Annotated in this window: 31 protein-coding genes and 1 tRNA gene; 16 read left to right on the top strand and 16 right to left on the bottom strand. The window is 70.1% G+C overall.

Going from position 1 to position 24,486, the window contains the following annotated elements:
- Window positions 1–65: 65 nt before the first annotated feature.
- From ACFYYW_RS28550 to ACFYYW_RS28535, 4 genes are all read right to left on the bottom strand, one after another.
- Entirely contained in the window at window positions 66–1,202 is a 1,137-nt protein-coding gene (locus ACFYYW_RS28550) for an RNA polymerase sigma factor (RefSeq protein ID WP_387652900.1), read from the bottom strand.
- A 38-nt stretch (window positions 1,203–1,240) separates the two neighbouring features.
- Window positions 1,241–1,648 carry a YciI family protein gene (locus ACFYYW_RS28545; protein WP_387652898.1) on the bottom strand — a complete coding sequence of 136 codons (408 nt, stop codon included), beginning with the start codon at window positions 1,646–1,648 and terminating at the stop codon, window positions 1,241–1,243.
- A gap of 332 nt (window positions 1,649–1,980) precedes the next feature.
- A complete protein-coding gene (locus tag ACFYYW_RS28540) occupies window positions 1,981–2,109 on the bottom strand; it encodes a hypothetical protein (RefSeq protein WP_387652896.1) in 129 nt (42 codons plus the stop codon).
- A complete protein-coding gene (locus tag ACFYYW_RS28535) occupies window positions 2,110–2,709 on the bottom strand; it encodes a hypothetical protein (protein ID WP_387652894.1) in 600 nt (199 codons plus the stop codon). It lies immediately after the preceding gene.
- A 332-nt stretch (window positions 2,710–3,041) separates the two neighbouring features.
- Here ACFYYW_RS28535 and ACFYYW_RS28530 point away from each other — a divergent pair, with 332 nt between their 5' ends.
- From ACFYYW_RS28530 to ACFYYW_RS28520, 3 genes are read left to right on the top strand one after another with little or no spacing between them, the layout of a single operon-like run.
- Window positions 3,042–3,926, top strand: a complete 885-nt coding sequence (locus ACFYYW_RS28530) for a DUF2268 domain-containing protein (protein WP_387652892.1) — start codon at window positions 3,042–3,044, stop codon at window positions 3,924–3,926.
- Between the two features lie 10 nt (window positions 3,927–3,936).
- Window positions 3,937–4,695 carry a MerR family transcriptional regulator gene (locus ACFYYW_RS28525; protein ID WP_387652890.1) on the top strand — a complete coding sequence of 253 codons (759 nt, stop codon included), beginning with the start codon at window positions 3,937–3,939 and terminating at the stop codon, window positions 4,693–4,695.
- Between the two features lie 32 nt (window positions 4,696–4,727).
- Complete coding sequence (locus ACFYYW_RS28520; protein WP_387652888.1) at window positions 4,728–5,150, top strand: DUF6624 domain-containing protein; 423 nt, start codon at window positions 4,728–4,730, stop codon at window positions 5,148–5,150.
- 57 nt (window positions 5,151–5,207) lie between these two features.
- On the opposite strand, the gene ACFYYW_RS28515 is transcribed toward ACFYYW_RS28520, so the two are convergent.
- The gene (locus ACFYYW_RS28515) at window positions 5,208–6,359 is read right to left on the bottom strand and encodes a serine hydrolase domain-containing protein (protein ID WP_387652886.1); all 1,152 of its coding nucleotides are present in this window, start codon (window positions 6,357–6,359) and stop codon (window positions 5,208–5,210) included.
- A 246-nt stretch (window positions 6,360–6,605) separates the two neighbouring features.
- Entirely contained in the window at window positions 6,606–7,016 is a 411-nt protein-coding gene (locus tag ACFYYW_RS28510) for a hypothetical protein (RefSeq protein ID WP_352323179.1), read from the bottom strand.
- Between the two features lie 411 nt (window positions 7,017–7,427).
- Here ACFYYW_RS28510 and ACFYYW_RS28505 point away from each other — a divergent pair, with 411 nt between their 5' ends.
- The 7 genes from ACFYYW_RS28505 to ACFYYW_RS28475 all read left to right on the top strand — a co-directional run bounded on the left by ACFYYW_RS28505 (window position 7,428) and on the right by ACFYYW_RS28475 (window position 14,009).
- Window positions 7,428–8,414, top strand: a complete 987-nt coding sequence (locus ACFYYW_RS28505) for a DMT family transporter (protein ID WP_387652884.1) — start codon at window positions 7,428–7,430, stop codon at window positions 8,412–8,414.
- 139 nt (window positions 8,415–8,553) lie between these two features.
- Window positions 8,554–10,023, top strand: coding sequence for an AMP-binding protein (locus ACFYYW_RS28500; RefSeq protein WP_387652882.1), 1,470 nt, complete (start codon window positions 8,554–8,556; stop codon window positions 10,021–10,023).
- A gap of 75 nt (window positions 10,024–10,098) precedes the next feature.
- The gene (locus tag ACFYYW_RS28495; protein ID WP_352323182.1) at window positions 10,099–10,368 is read left to right on the top strand and encodes an acyl carrier protein; all 270 of its coding nucleotides are present in this window, start codon (window positions 10,099–10,101) and stop codon (window positions 10,366–10,368) included.
- Entirely contained in the window at window positions 10,365–10,739 is a 375-nt protein-coding gene (locus ACFYYW_RS28490; RefSeq protein WP_387652880.1) for an ectoine synthase, read from the top strand. The genes ACFYYW_RS28495 and ACFYYW_RS28490 overlap by 4 nt, the downstream gene beginning before the upstream one ends.
- A gap of 15 nt (window positions 10,740–10,754) precedes the next feature.
- Window positions 10,755–11,921 carry an acyl-CoA dehydrogenase family protein gene (locus ACFYYW_RS28485; protein ID WP_352323184.1) on the top strand — a complete coding sequence of 389 codons (1,167 nt, stop codon included), beginning with the start codon at window positions 10,755–10,757 and terminating at the stop codon, window positions 11,919–11,921.
- Entirely contained in the window at window positions 11,918–12,610 is a 693-nt protein-coding gene (locus ACFYYW_RS28480; protein WP_387652878.1) for a transglutaminase family protein, read from the top strand. The genes ACFYYW_RS28485 and ACFYYW_RS28480 overlap by 4 nt, the downstream gene beginning before the upstream one ends.
- A 34-nt stretch (window positions 12,611–12,644) precedes the next feature.
- On the top strand, window positions 12,645–14,009 hold the full coding sequence (locus tag ACFYYW_RS28475) for a TrpB-like pyridoxal phosphate-dependent enzyme (RefSeq protein WP_352323186.1): 1,365 nt from the start codon (window positions 12,645–12,647) through the stop codon (window positions 14,007–14,009).
- A 62-nt stretch (window positions 14,010–14,071) separates the two neighbouring features.
- Here ACFYYW_RS28475 and ACFYYW_RS28470 read toward each other — a convergent pair whose 3' ends face one another.
- Window positions 14,072–14,443, bottom strand: coding sequence for a DUF5997 family protein (locus ACFYYW_RS28470; protein WP_352323187.1), 372 nt, complete (start codon window positions 14,441–14,443; stop codon window positions 14,072–14,074).
- Window positions 14,444–14,497: 54 nt separating this feature from the next.
- Between ACFYYW_RS28470 and ACFYYW_RS28465 the strand changes: the two genes are divergently transcribed.
- Both ACFYYW_RS28465 and ACFYYW_RS28460 read left to right on the top strand, forming a co-directional pair.
- Entirely contained in the window at window positions 14,498–15,226 is a 729-nt protein-coding gene (locus ACFYYW_RS28465) for a LysR family substrate-binding domain-containing protein (protein WP_387652875.1), read from the top strand.
- Between the two features lie 113 nt (window positions 15,227–15,339).
- A complete protein-coding gene (locus tag ACFYYW_RS28460) occupies window positions 15,340–15,645 on the top strand; it encodes a hypothetical protein (RefSeq protein ID WP_352323189.1) in 306 nt (101 codons plus the stop codon).
- A gap of 27 nt (window positions 15,646–15,672) precedes the next feature.
- Here ACFYYW_RS28460 and ACFYYW_RS28455 read toward each other — a convergent pair whose 3' ends face one another.
- From ACFYYW_RS28455 to ACFYYW_RS28445, 3 genes are read right to left on the bottom strand one after another with little or no spacing between them, the layout of a single operon-like run.
- Window positions 15,673–15,816 carry a hypothetical protein gene (locus ACFYYW_RS28455; RefSeq protein WP_352323190.1) on the bottom strand — a complete coding sequence of 48 codons (144 nt, stop codon included), beginning with the start codon at window positions 15,814–15,816 and terminating at the stop codon, window positions 15,673–15,675.
- 43 nt (window positions 15,817–15,859) lie between these two features.
- Window positions 15,860–16,006 carry a hypothetical protein gene (locus ACFYYW_RS28450; protein WP_352323191.1) on the bottom strand — a complete coding sequence of 49 codons (147 nt, stop codon included), beginning with the start codon at window positions 16,004–16,006 and terminating at the stop codon, window positions 15,860–15,862.
- 49 nt (window positions 16,007–16,055) lie between these two features.
- Entirely contained in the window at window positions 16,056–16,862 is an 807-nt protein-coding gene (locus ACFYYW_RS28445; protein ID WP_387652872.1) for a GNAT family N-acetyltransferase, read from the bottom strand.
- 213 nt (window positions 16,863–17,075) lie between these two features.
- On the opposite strand from ACFYYW_RS28445, the gene ACFYYW_RS28440 reads away from it, so the two are divergent.
- A complete protein-coding gene (locus tag ACFYYW_RS28440) occupies window positions 17,076–18,389 on the top strand; it encodes a hypothetical protein (RefSeq protein WP_387652870.1) in 1,314 nt (437 codons plus the stop codon).
- Window positions 18,390–18,416: 27 nt separating this feature from the next.
- On the top strand, window positions 18,417–19,262 hold the full coding sequence (locus tag ACFYYW_RS28435) for an FkbM family methyltransferase (protein WP_387652868.1): 846 nt from the start codon (window positions 18,417–18,419) through the stop codon (window positions 19,260–19,262).
- Here ACFYYW_RS28435 and ACFYYW_RS28430 read toward each other — a convergent pair.
- From ACFYYW_RS28430 to ACFYYW_RS28420, 3 genes are all read right to left on the bottom strand, one after another.
- A complete protein-coding gene (locus ACFYYW_RS28430) occupies window positions 19,239–19,508 on the bottom strand; it encodes a hypothetical protein (RefSeq protein ID WP_352323195.1) in 270 nt (89 codons plus the stop codon). The genes ACFYYW_RS28435 and ACFYYW_RS28430 overlap by 24 nt on opposite strands.
- Window positions 19,505–19,777 (bottom strand): hypothetical protein, encoded by a 273-nt coding sequence (locus ACFYYW_RS28425; RefSeq protein WP_364414849.1) that lies wholly within the window; start codon window positions 19,775–19,777, stop codon window positions 19,505–19,507. The genes ACFYYW_RS28430 and ACFYYW_RS28425 overlap by 4 nt, the downstream gene beginning before the upstream one ends.
- A 204-nt stretch (window positions 19,778–19,981) precedes the next feature.
- A complete protein-coding gene (locus tag ACFYYW_RS28420) occupies window positions 19,982–21,679 on the bottom strand; it encodes a hypothetical protein (protein WP_387652866.1) in 1,698 nt (565 codons plus the stop codon).
- A 238-nt stretch (window positions 21,680–21,917) separates the two neighbouring features.
- On the opposite strand from ACFYYW_RS28420, the gene ACFYYW_RS28415 reads away from it, so the two are divergent.
- Complete coding sequence (locus ACFYYW_RS28415; RefSeq protein WP_387652864.1) at window positions 21,918–22,757, top strand: hypothetical protein; 840 nt, start codon at window positions 21,918–21,920, stop codon at window positions 22,755–22,757.
- A 21-nt stretch (window positions 22,758–22,778) separates the two neighbouring features.
- On the opposite strand, the gene ACFYYW_RS28410 is transcribed toward ACFYYW_RS28415, so the two are convergent.
- Both ACFYYW_RS28410 and ACFYYW_RS28405 read right to left on the bottom strand, forming a co-directional pair.
- A complete protein-coding gene (locus tag ACFYYW_RS28410; protein ID WP_387652862.1) occupies window positions 22,779–23,225 on the bottom strand; it encodes a GNAT family N-acetyltransferase in 447 nt (148 codons plus the stop codon).
- 69 nt (window positions 23,226–23,294) lie between these two features.
- On the bottom strand, window positions 23,295–23,588 hold the full coding sequence (locus ACFYYW_RS28405; protein ID WP_387652860.1) for a hypothetical protein: 294 nt from the start codon (window positions 23,586–23,588) through the stop codon (window positions 23,295–23,297).
- Between the two features lie 231 nt (window positions 23,589–23,819).
- On the opposite strand from ACFYYW_RS28405, the gene ACFYYW_RS28400 reads away from it, so the two are divergent.
- Window positions 23,820–24,071 carry a hypothetical protein gene (locus ACFYYW_RS28400; protein WP_387652858.1) on the top strand — a complete coding sequence of 84 codons (252 nt, stop codon included), beginning with the start codon at window positions 23,820–23,822 and terminating at the stop codon, window positions 24,069–24,071.
- Window positions 24,072–24,398: 327 nt separating this feature from the next.
- Here the strand turns inward: ACFYYW_RS28400 and ACFYYW_RS28395 are convergent.
- Window positions 24,399–24,470: transfer RNA gene (locus ACFYYW_RS28395), tRNA-Val, on the bottom strand.
- Window positions 24,471–24,486: the final 16 nt, after the last annotated feature.

Here is a 24,486-nt window from a genome sequence, read left to right as displayed (position 1 = left end):
AACCGGACGACGTCAGGCCCAGCCCCTCACGCCCCGCGCAGCCGGACGACGTCAGGCCCGGACCTTCACGCCCCGCCCAGCCGGGCCGCCTGACGGGTGAGATGGTCGCGTTCGGGGAGAGTGGGCGCCGATCGGGCGGCCTCGGTGTAGAGCCGTGCCGCGGTGTCCGGGTCCCCGGCGCGTTCGTGCAGGTAGGCCGCGACGGCGGCGTGGCGGGGCAGGGCCGGGTCGAGCTCGGCCAGGGCGGCCAGCCCGGCGTGCGGGCCGTCGGCCTCGCCGACGGCGACGGCCCGGTTGAGGCGGGCCACCGGGCTGCCGGTGAGGCGCACCAGCTCGTCGTACCACTCGACGATCTGCGCCCAGTCGGTCTCCCCGGCCGTCGGGGCGTCGGCGTGCAGCGCGGCGATGGCGGCCTGGGCCTGGAACTCGCCCACCCGCTCGCGGGCGAGGGCCGCCTGGAGCACGTCGACGCCCTCGGCGATCAGGCGGGTGTCCCACAGGCCGCGGTCCTGCTCGGCGAGGGGCACGAGGCTCCCGTCGGGAGCGGTGCGGGCCGGACGCCGGGCGTGGTGCAGCAGCATGAGGGCGAGCAGGCCCGCGACCTCCTCGTGCTTGATCTTCGCCGCGAGCAGCCGGGTCAGCCGGATTGCCTCGGCGGCGAGGTCGACGTCGCCGGAGTAGCCCTCGTTGAAGACCAGGTACAGCACGCGCAGCACGGTCGCGACGTCGCCGGGCTGGTTGAACCGCACGCCGGAGACGGTGCGCTTGGCCCGGCTGATCCGCTGCGCCATGGTCGCCTCCGGCACCAGGTACGCCTGCGCGATCTGACGCGTGGTCAGCCCGCCGACCGCGCGCAGCGTGAGCGCGACGGCCGAGGCCGGCGTCAGGGACGGGTGCGCGCACAGGAAGTACAGCTGGAGCGTGTCGTCCACCGCCTCCCCGGGGGCCGGCGCGGGCTCGCTGTCGACGCGGGTCTCGCGGTGCCGCCGGGAGGCGTCGGCGCGGGCGGCGTCGAGGAACTTGCGCCAGGCCACGGTGACCAGCCAGCCCTTGGGGTCGCGGGGCGGGTCGTCCGGCCACACGCGCACGGCCTCGGTCAGGGCGTCCTGGACGGCGTCCTCGGCCGCCGCGAAGTCCGCGCCGCGGCGGACGACGACACCGATCACCGCGGGCACCAGCTCCCGCAGCAGCGCCTCGTCCACTCGTCCACCAGATGCGTCCCGGCCAGGAAACGACTCGTTCACTCGTCCACCAGATGCGTACCGGGCAGGAACGGGCGCACCTCCAGCCACTCGTGGATCGGCTCGCCGCCCGCGCCCGGAGCCGCGGACAGCTCACCGGCCAGCTGCAGCGCCCGTTCGTAGCTCGCGACGTCGATCACCATCCACCCGGCGATCAGGTCCTTGGTCTCGGCGAACGGGCCGTCGGTGACCGGCGGCCGCCCCTCGCCGTCGTAGCGGACGAACGTGCCCTCGGGCGAGAGCCCCTGACTGTCGACGAACTCACCGCTCTCCTGCAGCCGGGCGGCGAAGTCCCGCATGTACTGGACGTGGGCCGCGACCTCCTCCGGCGTCCACTGGCCCATCGGCACGTCGTTGACCGCCGCCGGCGCGCCCCGGTAGTGCTTGAGCAGCAGGTATTTGGCCATCAGGTTCTCCTTCGAACTGTCCGGCCCAGTCTGGCCGGATTCCGCCACGCGGCAAAACTCGGTTCGACGTTGACGTTGCGGCAGGGGAAAAGGGGGCGACATGGTCCGAAGGAGTCGAACGGGGAGCCTTCCACCTGCTCATCGTCACTGCCGGTCTCGTGATGTCGGTCTTGGTCGGCGGGCTTGGCTCCCTCCCCTGGCTCCCGAACCGCTGTCCGTTGCCCGTCCCCAGCGTGTCCGAGGACCTGAACGAGCTGGCGATTCGTCCGCCACTGCTCTGCGGCCGATTCGTTGGCCGGAGCATGCACAAGGGCAGCCATGATGCGAGCGCCTCAGAACTCTCCCTTGCCTGCCCCCGCGCCTCGGAGCCATCCCCGCGCGGGCGCGGCCTCCTCCTGCTCCTGGTGGGCCTGGATCGAGGGGAAGGCGCGCATCAGGTACGCCTCCCAGCGGGGGTGCACTTAGCCGGAGCTCTCCCTGATGGCATAGCGGGTGTGCGTGCCGCCGAGCCACGCGTCGTCGATCTCCCTGCCGGTGATCCGGCCGATGAGGCGCAGGGCCGAGGTGACCTCCGCGTACGCGGTGTCGCCGAAGAAGGACAGGCCGTCGAGGTAGTCGTCGAGCGCGTCGGGATCGCTACCGTCCCGCTCCTCGGGATCGCCGACGACCAGGGAGGTGACTAGTTCCCCGCCGACCAGGTACTGGAGGTCTTCCACACCATCGAGGTCGTGCAGTGGCCAGCCGAGGCTGAGCAGTCTGCCCTTCTCGCCGGAGAGCCGCGCCCAGGCGTCCCACTCCCAGAGCCGGTTCCCGTCGAGCTGGATCGCCAGGATCCAGCCGGGGGCGTAATCGCCGATCCAGACGACTCCGCCCTCTTGACCGCGATACTCGCCCGTCACGATCTCCCGGATGACGCCGGGCCGGGCGGTGTCCGGGTCGGCGCCCAGCCGGTGCGCCGCCTGCTCGACGGTGAGCCTTTCGCACCAGACGCCGCGGAAGGGGGTCTCGAAGTCGATGCCGTGCGCGGCGAGCCGATTCCACAGATCGGTGTCATGATCCATGCGTTCTCCTTCGAGGTGGAGGCCGGGGGCGCGACGACGTCGCCTCCGCGGCCCCCGACCGGCGTCACTTGGCGATTCTGGCCATGATGCAAGCGCCTCAGAACGTTCCCTTGCCTGCCCCCGCGCCTCGCGACCATCCCCGCGCGGGCGGCGGCAATTTCGTCGCGGTCGTGATGGACAAGATCTTCAAGCCGCAGGCCAGGTAGAGCCAGTGGCTCCCCGTTTGGCTCCCAAGGATCAGCAGTAATGCCCGACTCCCCTTCTGAGCAGTCGCGAAAGCCGGATCGCGCTGGTTTGACGTTGACGTTGCGTCAACTTTTAGCATCGGGGCCATGTCGATCACCGTTCTTGACACCTGCTCCGCCATGCGGCGGATCCTGCTGGCCCCGATGGCGGACCGGCCCGGCCTGCTGCGTTCGATGCTGGAGCCCAACGCCGGCATGTACCGCTACTACCCGGGCGAGGTCGATCTGGTGTCCGTGCATCTCCAGACGTCCGGGTTCCCCATCGACCGGGACGAGGAGCGTTGCCTCGACGCGCTGGACACCCTGGAGGCGGCCGGCGCCTGGGAGCGGATGCAGCGCGCGCTCGACGACGCTCTCGCCGTGCTGCTGGAGGCGACGCCGGGGCTGGAGGTGCCGGACATCACCGTGCTGTTCGTGCTCGGCGACCCGGCTGACGAGCATTTCATGGGGCCCTGCAAGGGGCTGACCGGGTTCGGCGGCATCTCGGGCAACATCGCCATCACGTTGTGGCCCTTCCCCGAGAACGTGGAGCGGCTGGAGGCCACCGCCGTGCACGAGCTCCACCACAACCTGCGATGGAGCCCGGGCGGAGTGGTGTGGGACCCGATGACCGTCACGGTCGGCGAGCACATCGTCGGCGAGGGCCTGGCCGACGCCTTCGCCCGCCAGCTCTACGGCGACGAGCTCGGCTATGCCCGCATCGGCGTGCCGCACCTGCACGACGACGCGGTCTTCGCCAAGGTGCTCACCGGCCTCGACGTGACGGGCATGGAGAACTTCACCGCCTGGGTGCACGGCGACCCCGGGGCCGAGCACCTCGGCGTCACCCCGGTGGGCCTGCCGATGGGCGCCGGGTACGCCGCGGGCAACCGGCTGGTCGACGCCTACCTGGCGGCGACGGGCCAGACGGCGGCGCAGGCCCTGCACGCCGACAGCGCGGAGATCATCGCGACCACGCTCCGCCGCGGGTGACACTGGAACGATGGAGTGGACGATCCAGGAGCTGGCGGCCAGGGCCGGCGTCAGCAGCCGCACCCTGCGGCACTACGACAGCGTCGGGCTCCTGACCCCGTCCCGCGTGGGCGCGAACGGTCACCGCCGCTACGACTCCGCCGCGGTCCTGCGGCTGCAGCGGATCCTGCTCCTGCGCCGGCTCGGCATGGGTCTGCCGGCCATCGCCGAGGTGCTGGCCGAGGAGGTGGACGCGGCCGACGGGCTGCGTGCCCACATCGCCGCGCTGGAGGAGGAGCGCGATCGCATCGACCGGCAGATCAGGTCCGTGCGACACACGCTGGACGCCCTGCTGGCGGGGGCGGAACCGCGGATGGACGTCATGCTGGCCGGCTTCAACGACCACTACAAGGACGACGTGATCGCACGCTGGGGCGAGCGCGCGTTCCAGGTGAGCAACGACTGGTGGCACGGCAAGACGCTCGACCAGCAGCGGGCCTGGAAGCGGGCGGCCGAGGACCTGGTCGCCGCGTGGGTCGCCGCAGCGCAGGCCGGGGCCTCGCCCACCTCCGACCGCGCCCAGTCGCTGGCCGCCCGGCACGTGCGGTGGCTGAGCCAGATCCCGGGCACGCCGACGGCCGAGGGCGACCGGGAGCGTTCGATCGAGATGGTGAGCTGCCTCGGCGACATGTACGTCGACGACCCCCGCTTCGCCGCCATGTACGACGACGCCGCCGGGGCGAGGTTCGTCCGCGACGCGCTGCAGGCGTACGCACGCACCCGGATGTAGGACGCGCTGCACGCCTACGCGCGTATCCGGATGTGAGCGGCCATCCCTCGCGTCCCGGGACGGACGGAGGGATGATCGAGCGTATGCGGCAGATCCTCGACGCCTACGGCTGGCCGGGGTACGAACTGGTCGGCAAGGACGGCGCGCAGGCGGCCTGGGCGCTCGTCCAGCACGCCGACCGCGACCTGGCCTTCCAGCGCCGGGGCCTGGAGATGATGCGGCGGGCGGTGGACGACGGCGACGCCGACCCGTCCGACCTGGCCTACCTGGTGGACCGGGTGCGGGTGGCGGAGAAGAAGCCCCAGGTGTACGGGACGCAGTGGGAGACCACTCCCGAGGGCCGATGGCGGCCCCGCACCCCGATCGAGGACGAGGCGCGGGTCGACGAACGGCGCGCGGAGGTGGGTCTCAAGCCGCTGAAGGACTACCTGAAGGAGCTCCAGTCGGTGAAATGAGCACCTGAAGCTCGCGATGTGCTCAGCCGTAGGGGTTTCCCTGCCCTCGCGGCGTCCTCAGAAGTAGCGGGAGGTCAGGTCCGTCGTGGGCCAGGAGGAGACGGTGACCTTGTTCATGTCGTCGTCGAGCGCGTCGAAGTCGAGCGACCCGGTCTCCTCCCTGCGGTTGAACACGACCGCGTAGCTGAAGCCGTTCTGCAGGCGGGCCAGGTAGGAGTACGTGCCGGGCATCGAGCCGTCGTGCCAGGTGTTGAGGTGGCCGGTGACCTGGCGCACCCACCAGCCGCCGCCGTACCAGGATCCGTACTGGTTGACGCCGATCTCCGGCTTGGCGACCAGCTTGGCGATCGAGGCCGAGCTCAGCACCGTGCCGGGCCGGTCGAAGGCGAGGGTCCAGCGGACCAGGTCGACGGCGGAGGCGAGCCAGCCGCCGTTGGCGTCCTGGTTGGGCATGTTGAAGCCGCCGTACTGGTAGGGGACGACGGCGCCGGAGGCGTCCACCACCGACTTGTTGGTGTACTGCGACTCGTAGGCGACCTCGCCGGGCGCGGCCTCGCTCCGCAGGCTGCGACCGAGCCGCATGCGGGTGATGCCGAGCGGCTGGAGCAGCTTGGTCGTGACGTACGACTCGTACGACATGCCGGAGACCTTCTCGATCACCCGGCCCAGCAGCAGGTAGCCGTAGTTGCTGTAGACCATCTTGCTGCCGGGGTCGAAGTCGAGCCGCCGGGCGGTGGCGTACTTGACGATGTCGGCGTGGCTGATCGGCAGCGGCACGTCGAGCGCGGCGGAGATGGTGTGGTCCAGCCAGAGCGGGTCCTTGGAGACGCCGCGGTCCCAGCCGCCGAGGTGCTGCATGAGGCGCAGCACGGTGACCTGGCCCATGCGCTCGTCGAGCGGGGTGAGCCCGAGGAGCTGGGTGACGTTGGCCGACAGGCTGAGCTTGCCGTCCTGCACCAGCCGCATGATCGCGGCGGAGGTGATGTTCTTGCTCAGGCTGGCGATCCGGAACAACGACGTCGGCGAGACGGCGGGCAGCGCCCGGGAGAAGTCGTTGTAGCGGTAGCCCCGGGCCAGCACGATCTTGCCGCTCTTCATGATGGCGAGCTGCGCGGCGGTGATCCGCCGGTCCAGCACGAACTTCTTCAACAGGTTGTCGAAACCGGCCAGCGAGGCGGGCGCGACGCCCGACATCTCGACCCCGGGCATGGGCCGCGCCGCCCGAGCCGCCTGGGCCGCCGTGCCGGGTGCGAGGATCGCGGCAGGAACAGCGATCGCGCCGGATTTGAGAAGATTTCGCCGGGACAGCAGCGTCACGTCAGGGCCCCCAAGTCACATCCGTACCATTAGGGCCCGTATCTTACGGACTTTTCGGTCATCCTTGACAAGGTTCTGCCAGATCGCGTCCGGCCGCAGCCCGGCGACCTCGCCGCCGGGCCGGCGCGCCGAACGGGGTCAGACCCGGGTCATCGTGGACTGGTAGCCGCCGCCGGGCCACTCCCAGGCGCCGGTGTTGGTGTTGCCGTCCTCGCTGAACTTGCCGACGAAGCGGGCGGGCGAGCCCTGGTCGCCGTACCAGATGGTCAGCGTGTCGCCGCTGACCTCCCAGGTGTACTTGAGGATCTCGGCGGACTGGCCGAACAGGTGCGACTTGAGGGTCTTGCTCTCCTCGTCGTAGCCGATGTACTCCACGGCCTTCGTGTCGGCCAGGTCGACGTGCTGGACGAGGAAGTTGCCGCCCTCCAGCCATTCGAAGCGCACGGTGCCGGCGTCGGTCGCCTTGCCGTCCTCGACGTTGCTGACCCGCCAGGTGCCGATGAGCACGTCGAGCTGCCGGAGCGCGGGATTGGGGGATTTATCGGTCATGGGTGGTTTCCCTCCGTTTCAGGGTGACAGTGCACGGCTTGGCGTGGCGGGACCAACGGCCCGGCGCCGTCCGGCGAGGGCCGGTGATTTCGCGACTGACTTGCGAGCGACCGACCTGCGAGCGACTGACCTGCGAGGACACCGATCGGCGGCACTCCGGTCGCGCGTCCAGCATCCCTTGGCGCCGAGCCGATTGTCCACTGAAAGAGCACGTTGAAAGAAGCCGCGACACGGACGCCGTGCGATTCTCGGGAAGAATTGCTTTCGTGCGGGAATTGTCGCGCGGCAGCGAATAGGCTGGAGGATTTTCATGGATTCGCCGTCGGTCTTCCGCAGGCCGCCGGCCCGCATCCCCGGCGCCGCTCCCGCCCCTCCGGCTGCTCCCCCGCCCTCCGCCTGAGCAGACCGTCCATGAGCAGGCAGACCGTACATGAGCAGACATTTCATGAGCAGGCCGTCCATCTCGACCCCAAGGAGACGCATGTGAGCCGCCGTGGCTGGGTGCTGTTCGCCCTGATGTCCGTGATCTGGGGCATCCCCTACCTCCTCATCAAGGTCGCGGTCGGCGGCGTGCCGGTGCCCGTGCTGGTCTTCGCGCGCACCGCGATCGGCGCCGCGCTGCTGCTGCCGCTGGCGATCCGCGGCGGGCAGCTGGCGATGGTCCGGCGGTACTGGCGGCCGGTCTTCGCGTTCGCCTGCCTGGAGATCCTGGCGCCCTGGTGGCTGCTGTCGGACGCCGAACGGCGGCTGACCAGCTCGACCAGCGGCCTGCTGATCGCCGCGGCCCCCATCCTCGGCGTGGCGCTGGCCCGCCTGAGCGGCGGCAGCGAACGGCTCGGCAGGGCCCGCTGGACCGGGCTGGTGATCGGCCTGGCCGGCGTCGCCGTGCTGGCCGGGCCGCACCTGGGCGGCGGGGACGCCTGGGCGATGGGCGAGGTGCTGCTGACCGCGCTCTGCTACTCGATCGCCCCGCTCGTCGCCGACCGGTACCTGCGGGACCTGCCCACCATCCCGCTGACCGCCGCCTGCCTCACCCTGGCCGCGCTGGTCTACACGCCCGCCGCGATCTGGACCTGGCCGTCCGCCATGCCCAGCTGGCAGGTACTGGCGGCGCTGGGCGGCCTCGGCGTGGTCTGCACCGGGCTGGCGTTCGTGGTGTTCGTGGAGCTGATCAAGGAGGCCGGGCCGTCGCGGGCGCTGGTGTCGACGTACATGAACCCGGCGGTGGCGATCGTCGCCGGGGTGCTGATCCTGGACGAGCCGCTGACCGCCCTGATCGTCGTCTCGTTCGCGCTGATCCTGGGCGGCTGCGTGCTGGCCACCCGCGCCGAGGAGGAGCCGCCCGCCCCGGCGGCCGGCCCGCCGGAGCGGGCCGAAGAACTGGAAGTACGGTCCTGACCCGTTCTCGTGGTCGAGGCGTTGCAGGAAGCTGCCGGACCCGGGCAATTAGCTGAAACCCGCATTCCCGATTCCGCGGTCGCACATCGAACAAAATCATTGGTATCCGGTAACCAAGAAATCGATGGGTGACCTTCCGATGACCACAGAACTGCTCCGCGATTTCATCGCGCACGCCGAGAGAGAACCATCGGCACCGGCGCTGCGCACCAGGACGGAAAAAGTCAGCTACGCCGAACTGGCCACCATGGCCGGACGGGCCCAGAAAGAACTGAACGCATTTCCAGCGGGCCCGGTGGCGGTGCTCGCCCGTAAGTCGCCGCAGGCGGTCGCGCTCGTGCTCGGCTGCCTGGCGGCCGGGCGTCCGCTGCTGCTGCCGCCGATCGACCTCGGCACGGTCGCGCTCGGCGAGTTGTGCGCGCGGGCGGGCTGCGTCGAGGTGCTGGCCGCCACGCCCGAGGACGCCGCCGAACACCCCGACGTGGTCACCGCCGTGATCGGCGGGCCCGACGGTGAGCACCCCGGCGGGCCGGAGGTCCCCGAGCCGGTGGCGGTCGCCGGTCAGGACACCGCGTTCATGCTGACCACGTCCGGCTCGACCGGCACCCCGAAGATCGTCCCGCTGTCGGCGGGCGCGGTGGCGCGGTTCACCGAATGGGCCGGCGACGCGTTCGGCCTCGGCCCCGGCGAGGTGGTGTTCAACTACGCGCCGCTCAACTTCGACCTGTGCCTGCTGGACGTGTGGGCCACCCTGCGGCACGGCGGCTGCGTCGCCCTGGTCGACCCGGCGCTGGCCGCCAACCCCCGCTACGTCTGCGACTTCTTCGCCGCCTGCGGGGTCACCGTCGTCCAGGGCGTGCCCATGCTGTACCAGCTGCTGGAGGAGGGCGTCTTCCCCGGCGTGCGGCACGTCATCGTCACCGGCGACCACGCGCCGGTCCTGCTGCGCGCCGGCCTGCCGCGCCGGTTCCCGCGCGCCCGGCTGCACAACGTCTACGGCTGCACCGAGACCAACGACAGCTTCTGGCACGAGTTCGACGCCGCCGAGGCGGCCGGGCCCGCCCCGCTGCCGATCGGCCGCCCGCTGCCCGGCGTCGTCGTGGCCTTCGGGCCTGATCTGGCCCCCGTCCCGCCGGACGACGGCGGCACCGAGCTCCTGGTCTGGACGCCCTTCCAGACCGAGGGGTACGTGACCCCCGACCCGGCGGCGGCCACCGGCAGGTTCGTGACCGGGCCGGACGGCCGCCGCTTCTTCCGCACCGGCGACCTGGTCCGCCGGGACGCCGCCGGCCGGCTGTTCCTCGTCGGCCGGGACGACTTCCAGCTCAAGGTGCGCGGCATCCGGGTGAACCTGGAGCAGATCGAGCGGGTGCTGCTGGAGCACGACGACGTCCTGGAGGCGGCCGTCGTCCCGGCCGTGGACGGCGCCGAGACGCGGCTCACCGCGTTCGTCCGCGGGACGGGGCCGGGGCGGCTGTCGGGGCTGCGCCTGCGCACGCACTGCGCGATGCGGCTGCCGCGGGCCGCGATCCCGTCCGCCATCAGGCTGGTCGAGCAGCCGTTCCCGCGCACCTCGACCGGAAAGGTGGACAGAAAGCGCATCGGCTGACACGCAAAAGCCTATTGCGGGCACGCGCATTCTCGGAGATGCGTCCGCGTGCGCGCGCGTGTGATGCTGCCTTTCGTGGACATCACACACCAGATTAAAGAATTCGTGGTGACCGAGTATCTTCCCGATACTCCGCCCGACGAACTCGAGGCGGACTACGACCTTTTCCGCAACGGGGTCATCAGCAGTCTGGGCCTGTTGAAGCTCATCGGCTGGATCAAGGACCGGTTCGACGTCCCGGTGGACGAGCTGGACATCGCCCCGGAGAACTTCCGGACCGTGGCCGCCATTCGTGAATTCGTCGGAAAAGCATTATCAGCACCAGCAGAACGGACACTGCAATGATCATCCGCAAGATCTCTGACGTGACGCCGGTCGAGTGGGGGAACGGCCTGAGCCACCGCTTCCTGGTCGAGCGCGACGGCATGGGCTACTCGCTCACCGACACGATCGTCTGGGCCGGCACCAGCTCCCCCCTCCAGTACCGCAAGCACCTGGAGGCGTGCTACTGCATCAGCGGGCGCGGGGCCGTGATCGACGCCGACGGCCGCCAGCACGTCCTGGAGCCGGGCACCATGTACGCGCTCGACCAGAACGACCCGCACCACCTGATCGCCGACGCGGGCGAGGACCTGCGGCTGATCTGCGTCTTCTCCCCCGCGCTGCAGGGCGACGAGCGCCACCAGCTCGCTGAGGCTGAGTTCTCCCACTACTGACGGATCTGGTCACCCATGGACGAGTGGAGCGACACACACCGCGAGCTCAGGGCCGAGTTCGCGGACTGGTACGAGGTGCTGGGCGAAGGCCACCTGGACGCCGACCGCGACGCCGACCGGACCGCCGGCCTGCCGGCGCACAAGTGGGAGCAGGTGCGCGCCTCCGGGCTGCTGCGCCTGCCGTTCTCCCCCGAATGGGGCGGCCGCGGCCTGGACCTGCTCAGCACCATGTACGTCCTGGAGGGCCTCGGCGAGGGCTGCCGGGACGGCGGGCTGTGCTTCTCGCTCTGCACGCAGATCGTGAGCGCCGGGATCCCGCTGCAACGCTTCGGCAGCCCCGAGCTGAAGGCCCGCCACCTGCCCGGCATCTGCGACGGCACGACGATCACCGCGCACGCGATCACCGACCCCGGGGGCGGCTCCGACGTGCTGGGCATGGGCATGACCGCCAAACCCGACGGCGACGACTGGATCCTCGACGGCGACAAGGTGTTCGTGACCAACGGCCCGGTCGCCGACCTGATCGTGGTCTACGCGGTGACCGACCGCGACCTGGGCCCCTTCGGCCTGACCGCCTTCCTGGTCGAACGGGACACCCCGGGCCTGCTGACCGGCCCGGACGTGCCCAAGATGGGGTTGCGCACGTCCCCGCTCGGCGAGCTGACGCTGCGCGACTGCCGGGTCCCGGCCGCCAACGTGGTGGGCCGGCCCGGGATGGGCTTCACCGTGCTGGAGCACGTGATGCGGTGGGAGATCCTGTGCTCCTTCATCGTCCAGGCCGGCGCGATGCGGCACCGGCTGGACCGCTGCGTCGAGCACGCCTCCCGGCGCCGCCAGTTCGGCCGGCCGATCGGCTCGTTCCAGCTGGTCGCCGGCCAGATCGTGGACATGAAGATCGGCGTGGAGACCGCCCGCCGCTGGTTGTACGACGCCGCGCGCGGCTTCGCCGCCGGCCGGGACGTCGCCACCGACATCGCGATCGCCAAGGTGGTCACCAGCGAGGCGAACGTCAGGTCGGCGCTGGCCGCGATCCAGATCTTCGGCGGCAGCGGCTACCTGACCGGGACCGGGCTGGAGAAGGAGCTCCGGGACGCGGTCGGCGGCACCATCTACTCCGGCACCTCGGAGATGCAACGGATCCGCATCGCCCGGATGCTCGGCCTCAAGGAGTCACACACATGACCGCTGACCTGGCCGCTGACCTGGCCGCTGACCTGGCCGCTGACCTGGCCGCGACGAAGTTCCTGGACGCCGGCCACCCCGTGGTGCGCGAGTTCGCCGAAGGAGCCGTCGAGGGCGCCACCACGCCCACCGAGCAGGCCGTACGCCTGTACTACAAGGTGCGCGACACCATCCTGTACGACGTCTACGACATCGACATGTCCCGCGACGGCCTGCGGGCCAGCACGATCATCGCCCGCGGCAGCGGCTTCTGCCTGCACAAGTCGGTGGTGTACGCCGCCGCCGCCCGCGCGCTCGGCATCCCGTCCCGGCTGGTGTTCGCCGACGTGCGCAACCACCTGGCCTCCGGACGGCTCAAGGAGCTCGTCGGCGGCGACGTGTTCCGCTTCCACGGCCTGGTCTCCGTCCAGCTCGCAGGCCGCTGGGTGAAGGCCACCCCCGTGTTCAACAAGATGTTGTGCCGGTTGTACCGCCTGAAGCCCCTGGAGTTCGACGGCACCGCCGACAGCGTCTACCACCCGCACGACGAGTCAGGCCGGCGGCACATGGAGTTCCTGCACTGGCACGGCGAGTTCGACGACTTCCCCTACGAGCTCGTCCTGGAGGGCTTCAGGACGTCCCACCCCGGGCTGCTGGGCGGCCGGGACCAGACCGTGAAGGGCTCGCTGACCGCGGAAGCGGGCGTCTGACATCCCTCGACGAAGTCCTGATGAGAGGTATCCGTTGAACGAGACCGTCAAATACACCCTGAACGAGGACGACATCCCGTACACGTGGCTGAACATCGCCGCGGACTTCGGCGAGCCGGCCCCCATCCTCGACCCGGCCACCGGCGCGGCCATCACCCGGGCCGAGCTGTGCAGGACGATCGCCGAGCCCCTGGTGGACCAGGAGCTCAGCACCGAGCCGGAGTTCGAGATCCCCGGCCCGGTGCGCGACATCTACCGCCAGTGGCGGCCCACCCCGCTCTACCGGGCGCGCCGCCTCGAACGCGCCCTGGACACCCCCGCCCGCATCTACTACAAGTACGAGGGCGTCTCGCCGGTCGGCAGTCTCAAGCCCAACTCGGCGGTGCCGCAGGCGTACTACAACAAGCAGATCGGCAAGACGGGGCTGGTCACCGAGACCGGCGCGGGCCAGTGGGGCAGCTCGATCGCCTCGGCCGCGGCCATGTTCGGGCTGAGCGCGCAGGTGTTCATGGTGGGCGTCAGCTACCGGCAGAAGCCGTACCGCCGAGCCCTCATGGAGGCGTACGGCGCGGTCTGCAACTCCAGCCCCAGCCCGCTGACCGCGGCCGGACGGGCCGTGCTGGCCGAGGACCCCGACCACCCCGGCAGCCTCGGCATCGCCAAGTCCGAGGCCCTGGAGGTCGCCTACGCCAACCCCGACCTGGGCTACACCCGCGGCAGCTCGCTCAACCACGTGTGCGCCCACCAGACCGTCATCGGCCAGGAGGCGATGCTCCAGATGGAGCTCGCCGAGGACTACCCGGACATCGTGGTCGGCCCCTGCGGCGGCGGCAGCACCCTGGCCGGGATGTGCTTCCCGTTCCTGCGGGACAAGCTGCGCCGCGGGCGCGAGATCCGGCTCGTCGCCGCCGAACCGGTCGCCTGCCCCACCCTGACCCGTGGCCGCATCGCCTACGACCACTCCGACGCGGCCCGGCTCACCCCGCTGTCGCGGATGCACACGCTGGGCCACAAGTTCGTGCCGCCGCCCGTGCACGCCGGCGGCCTGCGCGCCCACGACATCTCGCCGCTGATCAGCCGGGCCGTCGAGAACGGGCTGATGGAGGCGGTCGCGGTGCGGCAGACCGCCTGCTTCGAGGCCGGCGTGCTGTTCGCCCGCGAGGAGGGCATCGTGCCCGCGCCCGAGTCGGCGCACGCGGTGCGGGCCGCCATCGACGAGGCGCTGCGCTGCCGCGAGCAGGGCCAGTCGAAGGCGATCCTCATCGCGCTGTCCGGACACGGCCACTTCGACCTGGCCGCCTACGAGATGTTCCAGGCCGGGCTGCTGCCCGACGACGAGCCGACGGACGACGACCTCGCACACGGCCTGTCCAGCATCCCCGACCTGGCACGCGCCTGACCGGGCGGTGACGCGCGGCCCGCCCGCCGGCGGGCCGCGCCGTCATGTCCGAGAGGCGGCGGCTAACGCTGCTTGAGCCGGAGGGCTTCCTTGCGGGCCTCGGCCTGGACGGTGCGCTCCCGCTCCAGCCAGTCGGGGTTCTCCGCCTTCAGCGCGTCGATCTCGGCGGTCGTGAGCGGCTCGGTGATCCCGGCCCTGAGCAGCCCCGAGATGGAGACCCCGAGCTTGGCCGCGACGACCTGCTTGGGGTGCGGCCCGTTCCGGCGCAGGTCGGCGAGCCAGGCGGGCGGCTTGGCCTGCAGCTCGTTCAGCTCGTCCCTGGAGACGACGCCCGCCTGGAACTCCGCGGGCGTGGCCGAGAGAAGGACACCCAGCTTCTTGGCCGCCGTCTCGGGCTTCATCGTCTGGATGCTCTTCGGTTTGGACGAGGTCATGCCCCCAAGCCTAGCCAGTCGGGACAGCGTCCCCGACATCGATACCCTGAGGACGTGACTGACGAGAGCGGCGAAGACTTCCGGCTGGCGTACGCGCCCGGCGTGACCCCCGCCAAGTGGGCCGGCGTCTGGGCCGAGAGGCTGCCCGACGTGCCCCTCACGCTGGTCACGGCCCCCACCCCCGAGGCGCTGGCCCTCCTGCGCAGCGGCGGGGCCGACGCCGCGTTCGTCCGGCTCCCGATCGACCGCGAGGGCCTGAGCGCGATCCCCCTCTACGTCGAGACCACGGTGGTCGTGACGCCGAAGGACCACGCCGTGGCCGCCGCCGACGAGGTGACCCTGGCCGACCTGGCCGACGAGGAGATCTTCCATCCCCTCGACGACGCCATCGAGTGGGCGTCGCGGCCCGGGCAACCGGCCTTCACCCGTCCCGCCACCACGGCCGAGGCGGTCGAGATGGTGGCCGCCGGCACCGGCCTGCTCCTGGTCCCCCAGTCACTGGCCCGCCTCCACCACCGCAGAGACCTCACCTACCGCCCGGTCACGGACGCGCCCCAGTCCCAGGTCGCCCTGGCCTGGCCCACCGACGCGACCACCGACCTGGTGGAGGACTTCATCGGCATCGTGCGCGGCCGCACGGTCAACAGCTCCCGGGGCCGCGCTCCCGCCGCCCCTCAGGAGAAGCAGGCACGACGTCAGCCCCCCAAGCCCGCCGCCCAGAACCGCGCCGGTCGCCGCGCCGCGCCGGCGAGCCGCAGGAAGAAGGGCCCGCGTCCCCGCTGACGGCGGCGTCCCGGCGGCCGGACAGGGGCTTGACGGCGGGAACGGTGCGGTTACTTTCTCTTAAGAAGCTTTCCTAAGAGTGCACTGCCTGACGACCCTCTGGAGGTCAGCACATGCGCGCGAGAAAGCACGTGACCCTCTCCCTCGCGACCGTCCTCACCACCGTCGCCCTCCTCGGCGCCGCCTCCCCCGCGCACGCCTCCCCCACCGGCTGCACCACCGGCCGGGACGGCAAGACCGCCTGGGCGTACTGCAGCGGCGGCTCCGGCAACTACGCCGTGGTCATCCGCGTCACCCATCCGGACCCCACCGTGGGCTCGTGGCCCGAGGTCGGCCCCTGCGTCTCCCCCGGCCAGCGGTCGGAGTACACGCCGTACCACAACATCCCGTTCACCGTCACGGGCATCACCTACTGCTGAACGGGCCGGGCGGCCGGTCTCCTTCGCCTACGTGACGATGAGACCGGCGTCCGCCAGCACGGACATGAACAACCCGCCGCACAACAACGCGATGGGCCACACCCTCTGGGTGAGGGCGATCAGGATTCCGGCGAGGAGTGCCAGCAGAGCGACGATGGTGAGGGCGTCCATGTGCGTGTTCCTGCCCGTAGGGGGTGGTCTCAGGCGCTGGGGGTCAGAGCTGGCCGAGCTTCGGGATGATCTCGCTGAGCACCCAGAGGGCCAGCCCGAGGGCGAGCAGGTTGACGCGCGCGCCGCCGATGTTGAAGGCGGACAGGACGAAGCAGGCCAGGGCGAGGATGAGCAGAATGAGAGTGATCATGCCGTGCTCCACTTCTGTGGCTGGGGTGGTCGCACAGCGCTACCCGTGATCATCCGATGTAGGCATGCCCGGCGAGTTGGAGGAAGTGGATCGCCGTGTTGGCTCGGCAGCCGATGCGTTCGTAGACCGGCTGCCCGGCCGGCGTGGCGTGCAGGACCAGCCGCCGGTGCCCGCTGCGCCTGCCGCCTTCGTGGATCGCCTTGCGGGTGACGGCCTCGCCGTACCCCTTGCGCATCTCCTCCGGCAGGGTGGCGACCAGCGCCAGGAAGATCGAACGAGGCCCGGCGACGGTGGCGGCGCAGGTCACCGGCCGTCCGTCGCGGTACCCGAGGTAGGCGTGCACGTCGCGCCGCCACAGTTCGGAACCGGCCAGGGCGAGCCTGCCCGCCTCGGGCGTCATGCCGTAGGCGCGTGCGTTGATGTCGCCGTACGCGGCGAGGTGCTCCTCGTTCTCCACCCGCCGGAACTCCAGGTCCGGATGAACCGGATCGGGCACGGACAGGTCGCCCGCCATGCCCCGGCCCGAGAACGCCGGCTCCAGCCCGGCCTCGGCCGCCCGCCGGAACAGGCTCTCCCGAGCCTGAGGGCTCAACAGATCCTCGAAGATCCACACATATCCGCCTGCGGCCCTGCCCCTCATGAAGGACGCCGCCCGCGCGAGCCGCTCGCCGAGCGCGTCCGCGGGGATGCCCGTACCGGCCAGGGTCAGGGTGTTCCAGAAGCCGAAGGGGCTGTCGGCCCACATGTGCACGACGCCGTCGTCCGTGCCGGTCCGGCCGCCTCGGTCCCGTACCAGCTCGCTCCAGACGGCGACGAGATGATCCCTGGACTCCACGGCCTCTTCGAGCGATGCCACAACCGGCCCCTTTCCCAAGGAGACGCCACGAGCAACCAAGCGGATCGTACGACCCGGGACCCCCGGCCGACCCACTATCCATGACGACCTTCCCTGCGGTACCCGGCTGTGCTTCCCTTAGGGGTGGCGACCGAAGGGTGGTATCTCGAAGAGATGAAGCGCGATGACTCCCGCTCCATCAACGCCTTGCGCGCCACGTCGCAATTCGCCGCCTTGGAACCGATCTGGGCCGGCATCACGTCCACCATGCAGCTACGGGCCCTGCTGGTGTTCGGGGCGCTGTTCAACGAGCGGGTCTACGTGCATGACACGCAGCTGGTGGACAACCCCCGGGTCGTGGGCGACTTCAGCAGGTCCGACCTGCGGGAGAACAACTTCTACCGCCTGCTCAGAGACCTCGTCGCGGGAGGCGTCGTCGCGGTCGGCCTCCGCGCCCACAACTACCTCTACCAGGAGGACCGGCTCGATCCCTGCGACTCTCTCGCCGAGGTCCTGGACAGCTGGAAGCGGAACAGCCCCGACGGGAAGGGATGGGTCGTCTCGCCGGTCTCGGCCGCCCGCGACCGCATGATCAGGGAACTGGACGGCGTTCTCGCCGGGGACGGTTCCGTCGTCGTCCGCTACGACTATGTCACCGCCAAGGACGACTTCATGCGGCAGGTCCGCGAGGCCGCCAGCTCACCCGGCTCGGTGCTGACCGGCCTGCTGGCAGCGCAGCCGATCGAACTGAGACGACGGTACGACGACATCCTGTCGAGGCCCCGGTTCTCCCACACCCCCATCTTCGCGCTGCTCCACGACTCCGGACTGCCGGTGAGCAGCGAGCTGATCCAGATCCACGGCCTCTTCGACGAGACCGCGCACGCCCGCGCGTTCAACGCGCGCATCATGGGCTCGGACTGGAACTCCGGGGACGCCACCGGCCTCGCCGAGGCCGTCCTCGCCGATGAGCGGCCCGCGCACGGCGGGCCGGACCCCCAGCTCGACATGCGGGAGCTCGTCGAGACGGCCTATCGGATGGTCGAAGGCCCGCCGCCCGACCTGCTGGCCATGCTGCGTTTCGAGGAGATACTCGAACTGCGCGAACAGGCCAGGGAGCTGTTCGAGATCCAGTCCTACCTCGAGGTCTCGAACGCCCGCGACGCCGACGACGTGCTGGCCGCCGCCCTGGCCGACTGCGCCGCCGACTACTGGCAGCGCATCTGCGACCACATCCGGGCCACGCGTCCTCATCTGGCGGTCAAGCCCACGAAGCTCGGCATCTTCCTGCGCAGGAAGATGCCCGGCCTGGCGAAGGTCGCCGAACGGTTCGCGATGACCGGCCTGTCGACGCTCACCGAAGTGGCGGTCAACGCGGTGCCGCTGGTCGGGGGCCTGCTGGGCGAGGAGTCGAAACACAGCATGCTGCGGCGCGCCAACCTGGAGTTCGTCTTCTTCACGGACTCCTCCCGCATGCGGGAGCTCAGGAGCTACTACCCGCACCGCAGCTGGATCTCCTCCGACGCGAGAACGATCACACGTGGGTGAGCGCGGAACACCTCCCCGGGAGTCCTGATGTCGACGACGCCTTCCCTCTCCCAGCGCGACGGACTCACCTGGGCCCTCCGGCCCGCCAGCGGTGACCGCGTCGGCCCGGGGCCGCACGAGCAGGACATCTGGCGCCTCCTGCAGTCCTTCGCCGAGCCCGGTTCGGCCTTCCTCGACGTCGGCGCCCACGTCGGCCACTACGCCTTACGCATGGCCAGGGCCTTCACGAAGGTCGTCGCCGTCGAGCCGAACCCGGTCGCGCTGAGCGCGCTGCACCTCAATCTGCGGCTCAACGAGATCGGCAACGTCGACGTGCACCCGGTGGCCGCGCACGACTCCGGAGCACGGCTGCGGCTCTGGGACCCCTACGACGTCACCGCCGGCCCCTGCACGCGTACGCTCGCCGCCGGCGAGCCGGCGACCGTCCCCGCCGACTGCCTCACGTCCGCGCTCCACCACGGCGAGGAGGGGTACGGCGCGTTCCTCGGCGAGGCGGACGGCCTGCCGATCGACGTCATGGCCTCCCGGTCCCGGGAGCGGATCCGGCTGGTCAAGATGGACATCGAGGGACATGAGGGGAAGGCGCTGGCGGGCGCGGCGGAGACAATCGCCCACCACCAACCGGCGCTGCTGATCGAGATGCACGACTCCATGTACGGCGAACGCATCAGGCAGGAGGTGATCGAGCAGCTCACCCGGCACGACTACGCCTGGTGCGACTTCTCGCTCTACCAGCGATCGAAGATGACCCGGTCGGACATGTGCCCCTACATCTACGCCGAGCCGGTCAGCACGCGGCGGATGCGGGACGTCCGCGACTTCGCCGTCCGGGCGAACGACGGCGCGGCGTCACGCTGGGTGACGACTCCGTGAGACGGTGAGGATCACCAGGCTCATCTCCTCGTGCCGCACCCAGCACAGGGCCTCGAAGTCACCCATCTCCGCCTTCAGCAGCCCCGCCTCCTTGTCGATCGTGCGCAGCAGGCCCGAGTCGAGGTCGGTGGAGAGATACTCCAGGCAGTCGAGGACGAACGTGGCGGCCATCGGCTCCGCGGCGTGCACGGCACGGATCTGCCGCACCGCCGCCGACGAGAGCTGGATCTCGTAGTAGCCCTTCATGAGGCCAGCTCACGGCGCAGGTCGCCGAGCCGCATCGTCTCCATGCCGCTTTCGAGCTCCGCGATCAGCCTCAGCCCCGACCGCCGGTCGGCGGCGTCCTGAGCCTCGTTGAGCAGGTCGACGCCGGCGGCGGCCACCTCGTAGGGCACCACCGCGGCCACGAGGCGGCCGTCCTGCTCCAGCAGGACGACCTCTCCCGCCGTCGCCTGGTCGATGGCTTCCTGGACGGCGGCCGCGGTGGCGGGGATCCGCAACGTGCGATTTCGCATGGCAGGTGGCTCTCCGTTCGCGGACTGCGCAGCCCCTTCGGCTTAAGAGCCCTTACCCCGGGCACCTCCACCACAATACTTCGCGGCCGTTACGGAGAAGTCGCAGTCAGTGCACATCGGCCTGGCGATCGGAGCGCGTTCCTCGCCGGCCCGTGCCGCATCCGCTCCTTGCCGCTGACCAGCACCGGCGCGTCCGGCCTCGGATCAGGACTTCAGCTTCAGCCTCTTCCTCGACGCGCCCGGGAACACGACGACCAGGTGCTCCTCCCCCGCCTCGCCGATCCGCACGTGGACACGGAGCCGGTAGCGGCCCTTCCCGGCGATCGCCAGGTTCGGCATCGGGGCGCCCGCGCCCACGTCACCGCCGTCGCCCATCTCGGGCACCGCGAGCCGGCCGCCGCGGCTGACGATCGGCACCTCGTGGACCTGATCCCACCCGGCGGTCCGCAGCGGCGGCGCGGCGCGGAAGGCCTTCACCGTGAGGCACAGATCGACGACGTCCTCGACGTGCCCGATGAGCGCCGTGCTGCCGGCCACCCCGATGAGGGCGCCGTCTTCGTAGGACCGGGCCGTCGCCAGCTCCGCCTCCTCCATGGCCGCCTCGCCCTCGCCGTCCTGGACCAGGTATCCCGGATCGCCGTCGACGAACAGGAAGTACTTGGCCGTGGCCTGGACGACGCCCTTCGTCCGGGGCCACGGGTCCCGGCACTTCGCGTTCTCTCCGGCGAGGCGGGCCGCGTTCGCCGCCGCCTCCTCCGCCGTCGACCGCAGCAGGTCGGGGCGGGTGGCGCCGATGATCTCCGGGCAGAGGTAGACGAGCTCCTCGGGGGCCACCCGCCAGGCGGCCCGGGCGCTGCCGGCCCGCGTCAGGATCGCCTCCTGCTCGCCGGCGTCCTTCGCGCGGCACAGCGCCCGTCCGTACGCGAGGACCGCCTGGTCGGACGTGGTGTCGGGGAACATGGGCGGAGTCGCGCCGTCCGTGCTCCGCGCCCGGCACAGGAACACGGCGTCGCGGTCCGCGGGATTCACGTCACCGAAGCTGGGCCGGTCGTAGCACTCCGCCGACCCGGCGGTGTAGGTCAGGCGCGCGTCCTGCTCCGGATTGATCAGTACGACGGGCGACAGCACGGCGACGGCCGCCACCGCGACGCGGAACCCGCGCCGCCGGACGGGCTGAAGATCCGCCGGGCGGCCCTCGGCAGGCAGCTCACGAGCGGTGGCCGCGATCCACACGGTGGTGAGGAGCCCTGTCGCGTCCATCGCGATCACCATCGCCAGACCGCCGCCGTAGGGTCCTGCGACGAGGAGGTTGAACGGGATCGCCAGCGCGTAACCGCCCACCGACGCCACCCCGGCGATCAGCGTGCCGCGGCTCCAGCGGCCGTCACGCCACTGCCCGAGGACGGTGACGAGGGTCGCCAGCACTCCGCCCCCGATCAGGACCACCTGGATGACGCCGCCCGGTCCGAGCTCCGGGAGGTCGAGGTCGTCGAGCAGGTCGTCGGCCGCCCCGGCCAGCTCCACCGCGAACAGCACTCCGGCCGCCCCGCGCAACAGGCCGGACCGCCACCGGATGACGAGCAGGTAGAGGACGTCGATCGCGGCCCACAGAACGAGCGTGAACGCCGCATCGACCGCGTCCGGGAGCAGCGCCAGCGGGTACCACAACACGAGCGCGTGGGCCACCGCCAGGTACAACAGCCGGCGCAGCGCCCTCTCCGCGCGGTCCAGCGACCCCCGTTCCGGGGTGCGCAGAATCAGCCACAGGAGCGCCGCCTTCACCAGGGCGGCCCCGAACAGCGTCAGACCGACCGAGGCGTCGGACCCGTCGGCCGTGTCCAGCTCGCCGAAGGTCGGCGGCGACCACTCGGCGGCCACCCAGAGCCAGGTGTCGCCGAGCACCAGACCCGCGACCGCCGTCAGAAGAATCAGACTTACTAATCCGATCCTGATAAACCGCCATAAATGTTCCGAAGACACGGGACGCGATCTTAGTGCGATCTTGGTGCGGCACCGCCGCACCGGCCGGCACAGCGGAACAAACGATGCCGTACCGGTGTCCGGCCAGGCGCCCCCATTCACCGGCGATCTGATTTGATCATCACTGTTCGACCGGCATCGGCACGCACGGGAGACCGCCTTGACCGCAGACAGCCGCACCGGAAATTCACGCAGAACCGGGTATGTCATCGTCGTCATCCTCGTTCTGCTCGCCTGTCTGGCCGAAGGCGTGCACCTGTTCGGCGGGCGCGCCGAACGCATGCGCGAGGTCTATGGCGGCGCCTTCCAGGTGGCGCATCCGGAGTACGACGTCATCGTGGGCCACGAGGTGGGTGTGGGCCCCCTGTCGATGGGCGTGACGGTCAGCAGTTTCGAGACGCATCCGAGTCTGCGAGATCATCCAGCACACGAAGAGATAGTGACCGACGTGCTGGGCAGGACCTCCGCTCCCGCCATGCCCGAGGCGATGATGAGCCCGTTGCTGCGCTCGTTCCACGGCGGCGAGGGCGTCGACGAGCCGGCCAAAAACCAGGCCCGCCAGGCGATAGCGGCCCTGGGCAAGAATGACTTCTCCACCGCCGTCGTGGAACTGACGGCCCCCATGACCGAGAACGAACTGACCACCACCTTGGACGTGCAAGGAATCCGATTGGACGCCGTGTTCCTGTTCCTCTCCCGATCGCGCGGGGACGCCGACAAACCGGTCTACTGGCGGTCGTGCGCGGTCTATGAAACCGAATGCCAGAACACTTCGCCGATCGAGCTGTACAGACGTTGGGCGGCCAAGCTGGAGTGGACCGACGCACTGAACCTGAAGTCTTTCGGGCTCGATCTCCGCCGTTTACGTCAGGCAGCACATGAAGGCAGGATCTATGGATTGGTCGTCTACGGACACTCGAAACCGGCACTCGCCAAGCTGATCGGAAAACCCGGAGTACGCACGATCAAAATCGTCGGCTCATCTCGCATGGGGTCATGACCCCCCGCTCGGCGCCCCGCCTCAGAACGACAGCTTGAACCCGTCGTGACTGCGGACGAAGCCGAGAGAGTCGTAGAAACGATGCGCCTCGGTGCGGCGCTTGTTGCTGGTGAGCTGAACCAGAGTGCAGCCGCGGGCGCGTGCCCGCTCGATCGCCCAGGTGAGCAGTTCGCGCCCGAGCCCCGCCCCACGTCGATCGGCACGCACCCGGACCGCCTCGATGAGCGCCCGCTCCTGCCCGTGTCGTCCCAGGCCAGGGATGTACGTCAGCTGGAGGCAGCCGATGACCGTACCGTCTGCCTCGTCCATCACGATCATCTCGTTGCGCTCGTCGGTGTCGACGGCCTTGAAGGCTCGCTCGTACGCCTCGTCGACCTCAACGGTTTCGGCATCGACCACGGTGTCCTCGTCGGCCAGGAGCGCGATGATCGCGGGCAGATCCCGGCGGGTCGCAGTACGAATCGTCACACCACAGAGCATGCCAGTCACCGGAGCACAGTCGAACGCCGGCCACCGCCGTAGAAGCGGCCGGCCACTCTATCCGTCCGAAACGGATATGCGTCGCCGTGAAAGGAAGGCGGCGAACAATGTGACCCCGCCTACGGCGATCAGCACGGTAGCGGGAATCTTGACGAGGTTCCGCCGGTCTGTGCAGTTGTCCATATGTTGGAGCCTGTCGAACACGTCGGAGGACGGATCGAGTTGCTGCCAGGCGACTCCGACAAATGCCGAACCGCAGGATTCACCACCTGCCGTAACGGACATCAGGCCAGTGAGAATGCCCGAGCCGATCAACAGGAAGGCGACGAACGCCATCGCTTTGGGAGACATGCCAGTCCTCACGTGGATCCAACCGCAGTGGATCATTTCATGACGAGGCTTGGGCCGGGAAGCCGTTGGGATCGGCCTTCGAGGACAACAAACGTCAGTTGGCAGCGGAGGTGCAAGCTCGCCTTCGCACGTCCCTTCACCGAAAGGCGCCGAGAGCGGCTGGGATCCCAAAACTCGCCAAATCTACGGGTCGTACACCAGCCGTACGACCAGTAGCCTTAGCAGCCGCCTATGCCAGCCCCGACAACGCACAACTGGGCAGGTGTCGTCGGCCTTTGCCTCGGTATCCTGGCCCTCCTGCTCGACGTGACCATGGTGTTGGCCCGCGTCGGGATCTGGGTGTCGTACGTGGCCGCCTTCATGTCGGGGTTCGGCATGTCCGAGGCTCGCGTCGGGACAGCCACCAATCGAACCCTGCCAATCGTCGCGATGCTCCTGAGCGCGACAGCATTGGCCGTGACCATCGTCGTCCAGTCCGTCTGACGCCCTGTCTGAACACCGACCGGGCCTACAGGCGGACGCGGAACAGCAGCCCCAGAGGGCTCTCCGTGTACTCGCTCTTCCTGTGCTCCAGGGCGGTGCAGGCGTGGCACCGCATCGTAGTGGAGCCTCGCACCTACCCCTCGCTTTGAAGCCTTGCGGATGACACGCACGCTCCTGACCCGTACTGCCCGAGCCGCGAACCCATGTCGATGGCAAGATCGGCGACGCCGTGAACGCAAGATCGAGAAAAGCCCTCGCACCGGCTAATGGCACGCTGATGGCACGAAGCCCCGTTTCCGTGATCGGAAACGGGGCTGTTCTACGAGGTGGGCGGTACTGGGTTCGAACCAGTGACCCCTCGCTTGTAAGGCGAGTGCTCTACCGCTGAGCTAACCGCCCCCTGATCGGCACTAAC

The sequence above is a fragment of the Nonomuraea sp. NPDC001831 genome (genome assembly GCF_042892035.1).
GTDB lineage: Bacteria > Actinomycetota > Actinomycetes > Streptosporangiales > Streptosporangiaceae > Nonomuraea.
This window is presented reverse-complemented; position numbering and strand designations above follow the sequence as displayed.

What these genes read in the sequence shown, in the direction of transcription:
- ACFYYW_RS28500 (WP_387652882.1), top strand. Translation starts at nt 8,554, where the DNA reads ATGACCACAGAACTGCTCCGCGATTTCATCGCGCACGCCGAGAGAGAA.
- ACFYYW_RS28530 (WP_387652892.1), top strand. Translation starts at nt 3,042, where the DNA reads ATGTCGATCACCGTTCTTGACACCTGCTCCGCCATGCGGCGGATCCTG.
- ACFYYW_RS28535 (WP_387652894.1), bottom strand. Translation starts at nt 2,709, where the DNA reads ATGGATCATGACACCGATCTGTGGAATCGGCTCGCCGCGCACGGCATC.
- ACFYYW_RS28405 (WP_387652860.1), bottom strand. Translation starts at nt 23,588, where the DNA reads ATGTCTCCCAAAGCGATGGCGTTCGTCGCCTTCCTGTTGATCGGCTCG.
- ACFYYW_RS28400 (WP_387652858.1), top strand. Translation starts at nt 23,820, where the DNA reads ATGCCAGCCCCGACAACGCACAACTGGGCAGGTGTCGTCGGCCTTTGC.
- ACFYYW_RS28505 (WP_387652884.1), top strand. Translation starts at nt 7,428, where the DNA reads ATGAGCAGGCAGACCGTACATGAGCAGACATTTCATGAGCAGGCCGTC.
- ACFYYW_RS28460 (WP_352323189.1), top strand. Translation starts at nt 15,340, where the DNA reads ATGCGCGCGAGAAAGCACGTGACCCTCTCCCTCGCGACCGTCCTCACC.
- ACFYYW_RS28435 (WP_387652868.1), top strand. Translation starts at nt 18,417, where the DNA reads ATGTCGACGACGCCTTCCCTCTCCCAGCGCGACGGACTCACCTGGGCC.
- ACFYYW_RS28545 (WP_387652898.1), bottom strand. Translation starts at nt 1,648, where the DNA reads ATGGCCAAATACCTGCTGCTCAAGCACTACCGGGGCGCGCCGGCGGCG.
- ACFYYW_RS28485 (WP_352323184.1), top strand. Translation starts at nt 10,755, where the DNA reads ATGGACGAGTGGAGCGACACACACCGCGAGCTCAGGGCCGAGTTCGCG.
- ACFYYW_RS28430 (WP_352323195.1), bottom strand. Translation starts at nt 19,508, where the DNA reads ATGAAGGGCTACTACGAGATCCAGCTCTCGTCGGCGGCGGTGCGGCAG.
- ACFYYW_RS28425 (WP_364414849.1), bottom strand. Translation starts at nt 19,777, where the DNA reads ATGCGAAATCGCACGTTGCGGATCCCCGCCACCGCGGCCGCCGTCCAG.
- ACFYYW_RS28455 (WP_352323190.1), bottom strand. Translation starts at nt 15,816, where the DNA reads ATGGACGCCCTCACCATCGTCGCTCTGCTGGCACTCCTCGCCGGAATC.
- ACFYYW_RS28490 (WP_387652880.1), top strand. Translation starts at nt 10,365, where the DNA reads ATGATCATCCGCAAGATCTCTGACGTGACGCCGGTCGAGTGGGGGAAC.
- ACFYYW_RS28510 (WP_352323179.1), bottom strand. Translation starts at nt 7,016, where the DNA reads ATGACCGATAAATCCCCCAATCCCGCGCTCCGGCAGCTCGACGTGCTC.
- ACFYYW_RS28480 (WP_387652878.1), top strand. Translation starts at nt 11,918, where the DNA reads ATGACCGCTGACCTGGCCGCTGACCTGGCCGCTGACCTGGCCGCTGAC.
- ACFYYW_RS28515 (WP_387652886.1), bottom strand. Translation starts at nt 6,359, where the DNA reads ATGCCCGGGGTCGAGATGTCGGGCGTCGCGCCCGCCTCGCTGGCCGGT.
- ACFYYW_RS28470 (WP_352323187.1), bottom strand. Translation starts at nt 14,443, where the DNA reads ATGACCTCGTCCAAACCGAAGAGCATCCAGACGATGAAGCCCGAGACG.
- ACFYYW_RS28450 (WP_352323191.1), bottom strand. Translation starts at nt 16,006, where the DNA reads ATGATCACTCTCATTCTGCTCATCCTCGCCCTGGCCTGCTTCGTCCTG.
- ACFYYW_RS28525 (WP_387652890.1), top strand. Translation starts at nt 3,937, where the DNA reads ATGGAGTGGACGATCCAGGAGCTGGCGGCCAGGGCCGGCGTCAGCAGC.